Source organism: Lactobacillus nasalidis (genome assembly GCF_016587775.1).
Classification (GTDB): Bacteria; Bacillota; Bacilli; order Lactobacillales; family Lactobacillaceae; genus Lactobacillus; species Lactobacillus nasalidis.
The window spans coordinates 1-5,220 of sequence record NZ_BOCG01000060.1 but is presented as its reverse complement, the minus strand read 5'-3'; the positions used below and the strand labels follow the sequence as shown (position 1 = coordinate 5,220).

The window sequence follows — 5,220 nt, the reverse complement described above, 5'->3', positions numbered from 1 at the left end:
ACCTCTCCCGGGCCCGGCGCCGGCAGCGCCGCATTGATGAGCACACCAGCGCCGCTGAACCCGCTGTCTTGCCGCCGGCTCCCGTCCAAGAGCAGCAGCCAGTCACCAGGGCCACGCGGGCCCAGCAGCGCCTCTTGTATGCCTACATCTATTCCGATGAGGCGAGGGAGTATCTGCTGCTGAACGGCTTCGTTTTTCCCAGCCCCCAGTATGAGCGGCTTGCCAAGCTCTGGCTCAATTACATTGAAACTCATGAAAATGTTTCATTAAGCGGGTTTTTAGATTTTATTCCTGAAGAACTTCAGAGTATAATTGTTAGTACTGATATGATGGAGATTCCAGGTGAAATTACCCTGGAAGAACTTGAAGCACAGGTGCGCGTGCTCAATCTGTGCAAGATAGATGATGAGATCGGCCAGCATATGCAGGCGATTGCCGACGCGCGCCGGCGAAACGACCAAACGGCAATTTTGCGGGAGACACAGGCAATTTTGCAGCTGCGACAGCTCAAATTGCAGGAAGAGGAGGCAGTTAGTGACAGAAAAAAAGCAAGCCACGAGCAATGAGATGCCTTTAGAAAAGGCAGTTAAGCTGGTTGTTGAGGGAGTAAAGAACGACCATCAAATCACTGAAGCTGCTTTCACCGACCGGCTGCTCAAGCCTTACCAACTGGAGGGCAAGGCGGTTGACCAGCTGGTTCAGGAATTTGAAGACAACGGGATCAGCATCGTTGATGAGGCCGGCAAGCCGTCCAAGCTGGCTCTGACCAAGCAAAAGCACGTTGAAAAGGCGGAATTGAACAATCTGGCGGCTCCGAGCGGGATGAAGATGAATGACCCGGTACGGATGTATTTGAAGGAGATCGGCCGCGTCAACCTGCTCAGCAGCGAGGAAGAAGTTGCCCTGGCCAAGCGGATCGAGGCCGGCGATGAGGAAGCCAAGCAGGAACTGGCCGAAGCCAACCTGCGGCTGGTGGTTTCCATTGCCAAGCGCTATGTTGGCCGCGGGATGAACTTCTTGGACTTGATTCAAGAAGGCAACATGGGCTTGATGAAGGCGGTCGACAAGTTCGACTACCGGCTGGGCTTCAAGTTTTCAACTTACGCGACTTGGTGGATCCGCCAAGCGATCACGCGGGCGATTGCCGACCAGGCCCGGACGATCCGGATTCCGGTGCACATGGTGGAAACCATCAACAAGCTGATCCGGATCCAGCGGCAGCTCTTGCAGGACTTGGGCCGGGATCCCGAGCCCGAAGAAATTGCCGCGGAAATGGATCTGCCGGTCAAAAAGGTCCGGGAAATTCTGAAGATTTCCCAAGAGCCGGTTTCTTTGGAAACGCCGATCGGGGAAGAGGACGACTCCCACCTGGGCGATTTTATCGAAGACAAGGATGCGACCAGTCCCGAGCAGCACGCGGCTAATGAAATGCTGAAAGAGCAGCTGGCGGAAGTCTTGGACACCTTGAGTGACCGGGAAGAAGAGGTTCTGCGCCTGCGCTTTGGTCTTGACGATGGCAAGACGCGGACTTTGGAAGAAGTCGGCCAGCATTTTGACGTGACGCGGGAAAGAATCCGGCAGATTGAAGCCAAGGCTTTGCGCAAGCTGCGGCATCCAAGCCGCAGCAGTCAGTTGCGCGACTTCTTGGATTAGGTTTTACCAGCGGCAAACCGCTGTGATGATAGAGTGAAGGCGATCAAATGACAGACAAAGCAAAGAAGGCAGTGAAGGCAGACCAGGTTTCCCTGGCTGATGCCGTTAAAGTAGTTGTTAAGGATGTCAAAAAGAGCAAGCAAATTTCTGAAAAGGAATTTACCGACCGCTTGCTGAAGCCTTACCAGCTGGAAGGCAAAGCGGTCGACCAGCTGGTGCAAGAATTTGAGGACAACGGGATCAGCATCGTTGACGAGAAGGGTGAACCTTCCAAGCTGGCTCTGACCAAGCAAAAGAATGTTGAAAAGGCCGAGCTTGAACACCTTTCTGCTCCAGGCAGCCGGATGAACGACCCGGTGCGCCAGTATTTGAAGCGGATCGGCCGCGTCAGCCTGCTCAGCGGTGACGAGGAGGTTGCCTTGGCCAAGCGGATTGAGGCCGGTGACCAGGAAGCCAAGGACGAACTGACCAATGCCAACCTGCGGCTGGTGGTTTCCATCGCCAAGCGCTACGTTGGCCGCGGGATGAGCTTTCTGGACTTGATCCAGGAAGGCAACATGGGTTTGATGAAGGCAGTCGACAAGTTCGACTACCGGCTGGGCTTCAAATTTTCAACTTATGCAACTTGGTGGATCCGCCAGGCAATTACGCGGGCGATCGCCGACCAGGCCCGGACGATCCGGATTCCGGTGCACATGGTGGAAACCATCAACAAGCTGATCCGGATTCAGCGGCAGCTTTTGCAGGACTTGGGCCGGGATCCCGAGCCTGAAGAGATTGCCGCGGAAATGGATCTGCCGGTCAAGAAGGTCCGGGAGATTCTTAAGGTGGCTCAAGAGCCGGTTTCCTTGGAAACGCCAATTGGGGAAGAAGATGACTCCCACCTGGGCGATTTCATTGAGGACAAGGACGCCACCAGTCCCGAGCAGCACGCGGCCAGTGAAATGCTGAAAGATCAGCTGGCTGAGGTTCTGGATACTTTGACCGACCGGGAAGAGAATGTGCTGCGCCTGCGCTTCGGGCTGGATGACGGCAATCCTCGGACTTTGGAAGAAGTTGGCCGGGTCTTTGGCGTGACCCGGGAAAGAATCCGGCAGATCGAAGCCAAGGCTTTGCGCAAGCTGCGGCATCCGAGCCGGAGCAACCAATTGCGTGACTTTTTAGAGTAGTATTTTTAGCAGTTTAAGATGAACAGGGCGGATTGAATGGCAAAAGAAAATGCTTCTAACGTAAATGATTTTCCATTGGAAAAAGCAGTCAAAATGGTGATTACCGGTCTGAAAAAGACCAAGCAGATCAGCGAAAACGACCTGAAGGCACGGCTTTTGGTGCCGTACAAACTTGGGGAAGCCGAGACTGCTGAACTGGTTGAGCAGTTTACGGACAATGGGATTAGTATCGTTGACGACCAGGGTGAACCGTCGGCTCTGGCCCTCAAGGTTGAAGAAGAAGCTGAAAAGAAAGAACAAAAGGAAATGGTCGCTTCCAGCGACAGCGACCGGGTTTATGACTCGGTGCGGATGTACCTGAAGGAAATCGGCAAGGTGCCGCTTTTGAGCCGGGATGAAGAAGTCGAAGTGGCCAAGCGGATTGAAAACGGGGATGAGTCTGCCAAGGACGAACTGGCCGCGGCCAACCTGCGGCTGGTAGTTTCCATAGCCAAGCGCTATGCCAAGCACAACGGCAAGATGGGGATCCTGGACTTGATTCAAGAAGGCAACATTGGCTTGATGAAGGCCGTTGACAAGTTCGACTATTCCAAGGGCTTCAAGTTCTCGACCTATGCAACCTGGTGGATCCGGCAGGCAATCACCCGGGCTCTGGCTGACCAGGACCGGATGATCAGAATTCCGGTGCACGTGGTGGAAAGCATCAACAAGATGAACCGGATCCAGCGGACGCTGCAGCAGGACTTGGACCGGGATGCCAAGCCAGAAGAGCTGGCCGCTGAGATGAATGAGCCGCTGGCAAAGGTCCAGGAAATCATCACCGTGGCCAAGAACCAGGAAACTGACTCTCTGGACAAGCCGGTCGGTGAAGAAGGCGACTCGCAGCTTGGCGACCTGCTTGAAGACAACAAGGCCGTCAACCCGGAAGAATACACTGCTTTTGAAATGCTGAAGGACCAATTGTCCGACATGATGGGCGAGTATCTGACCGAACGTGAGGCCAAGGTCTTGAAGCTGCGTTTCGGTTTGGAAAACGACGAGCCGCATACTTTGGAAGAAGTCGGCCGCAGTCTGGGCGTTACCCGCGAACGGGTCCGGCAGATCGAGGCCAAGGCAGTCAAGAAGCTGAAGCACCACTCAGACCTATTGCAGGACTACTTCCCAGCTGAATAGCAAAAAACAGCCGCAAGGCTGTTTTTTTTTCGCTTATTCCGCTGACGAATAGATCCGCGGGAAAATCGAATTGTTGGCAAGCGCCGAGTTTGCTAAATTAAAAAAGCAAGCTATTGAGTTTTTAGGAGGTACTTATAATGCCAACAGGCGCGATTGTCGATGCCTTGTCCGTTTTGATCGGCGGACTTTTGGGCGCATTTGGTGGCCACTTGTTAAGTGACGAATTTAAACGGGATCTGAACTTGATCTTCGGGATCTGTTCGATGGGCATGGGGGTCATGGCAATAGCCCCGATGAAAAACATGCCAGCGGTAATTTTTGCCTTGATTTTGGGAACGGTGATCGGCCTGGCTTGTCACTTGGGCCAGCTCTTCAACAAGGGGGCCATGCTGATGCAGGCTCCGATCAGCAAGCACTTCCCGGCTGAAAAACTGGGCCTGACCCATGACGAGTTCGTCAACCAGCTGGTGACGAGCATTGTCCTCTTCTGTGCCAGCGGGACGGGGATTTACGGGAGTCTGACGGCGGGGATGACCGGCGACAACTCGATCCTTTTCTCCAAGGCAATTCTGGACTTGTTCACGGCAGCGATTTTTGCCTGCAACCTGGGCTATGTTGTCAGCCTGGTCGCGATTCCGCAATTCCTGGTGCTGTTCCTGCTCTTCATCCTGGCCCAGTTCATCCTGCCTATGACCAACAACACGATGATCATTGACTTCAAGGCCTGCGGCGGTTTCCTGATGCTGGCCACTGGTTTCAGAATGGCCAAATTGAAAAACTTCCCGATTGCCGACATGATACCGGCCATGATCCTGGTAATGCCTTTCTCCTGGTTCTGGGTCAACGTGGTCTTGAAGGCCCTGGGTGCTTAAAAAAGGCTGCCGCAAGGCAGCTTTTTTTCTTGCGTTTTTGACAGAAGGCATGAAATAGACCATAATTGGCTAAAAACGTGAGATAGAAATGGAGAAGAAAGCGTGGAAAAGATTCAAACCTTTGTTTCCCTGGCTGGCACCTTGAGCTTTTCACAGACAGCGGATGACCTGTATACCAGCCAAAGCACGGTTTCCAAGCATATTGCGGCTCTGGAAAAGGAACTGGGCATGAAGCTCTTTGACAGAAGCAGCCGCCAGGTCAGCCTAACCAAAGAAGGCGAGTACCTGCTCCCGTTTGCCCGCCAGGTGGTTGAAAGCAGCCGCCGCTTTGACCAGGCGGTTGAAGACTGCCG

Annotated in this window: 5 protein-coding genes and 1 pseudogene; all 6 read left to right on the top strand. The window is 53.7% G+C overall.

Annotated elements, in window-relative coordinates; all coding sequences use genetic code 11:
• A pseudogene (locus tag lacNas_RS00595) lies at positions 1-566 on the top strand (DNA primase); the annotation flags it as partial.
• A 1-nt stretch (position 567) separates the two neighbouring features.
• Positions 568-1,653: an RNA polymerase sigma factor RpoD gene (gene rpoD / locus lacNas_RS00590; protein WP_373868024.1), complete on the top strand. Its 1,086-nt coding sequence runs from the start codon at positions 568-570 to the stop codon at positions 1,651-1,653.
• A gap of 47 nt (positions 1,654-1,700) precedes the next feature.
• Positions 1,701-2,822: an RNA polymerase sigma factor RpoD gene (rpoD, locus tag lacNas_RS00585; RefSeq protein ID WP_201330459.1), complete on the top strand. Its 1,122-nt coding sequence runs from the start codon at positions 1,701-1,703 to the stop codon at positions 2,820-2,822.
• Positions 2,823-2,858: 36 nt separating this feature from the next.
• On the top strand, positions 2,859-3,995 hold the full coding sequence (locus lacNas_RS00580) for a sigma-70 family RNA polymerase sigma factor (protein WP_201330458.1): 1,137 nt from the start codon (positions 2,859-2,861) through the stop codon (positions 3,993-3,995).
• 137 nt (positions 3,996-4,132) lie between these two features.
• Complete coding sequence (locus lacNas_RS00575; protein WP_201330457.1) at positions 4,133-4,867, top strand: DUF554 domain-containing protein; 735 nt, start codon at positions 4,133-4,135, stop codon at positions 4,865-4,867.
• 102 nt (positions 4,868-4,969) lie between these two features.
• Positions 4,970-5,220: LysR family transcriptional regulator (locus tag lacNas_RS00570; RefSeq protein ID WP_201346494.1), on the top strand; the 251-nt coding region annotated here is incomplete at its 3' end.

Excerpts from the sequence above, each read along its gene's own strand:
- lacNas_RS00580 (WP_201330458.1), top strand. The coding sequence starts at position 2,859 with ATGGCAAAAGAAAATGCTTCTAACGTAAATGATTTTCCATTGGAAAAA.
- rpoD (WP_373868024.1), top strand. The coding sequence starts at position 568 with ATGCCTTTAGAAAAGGCAGTTAAGCTGGTTGTTGAGGGAGTAAAGAAC.
- rpoD (WP_201330459.1), top strand. The coding sequence starts at position 1,701 with ATGACAGACAAAGCAAAGAAGGCAGTGAAGGCAGACCAGGTTTCCCTG.
- lacNas_RS00575 (WP_201330457.1), top strand. The coding sequence starts at position 4,133 with ATGCCAACAGGCGCGATTGTCGATGCCTTGTCCGTTTTGATCGGCGGA.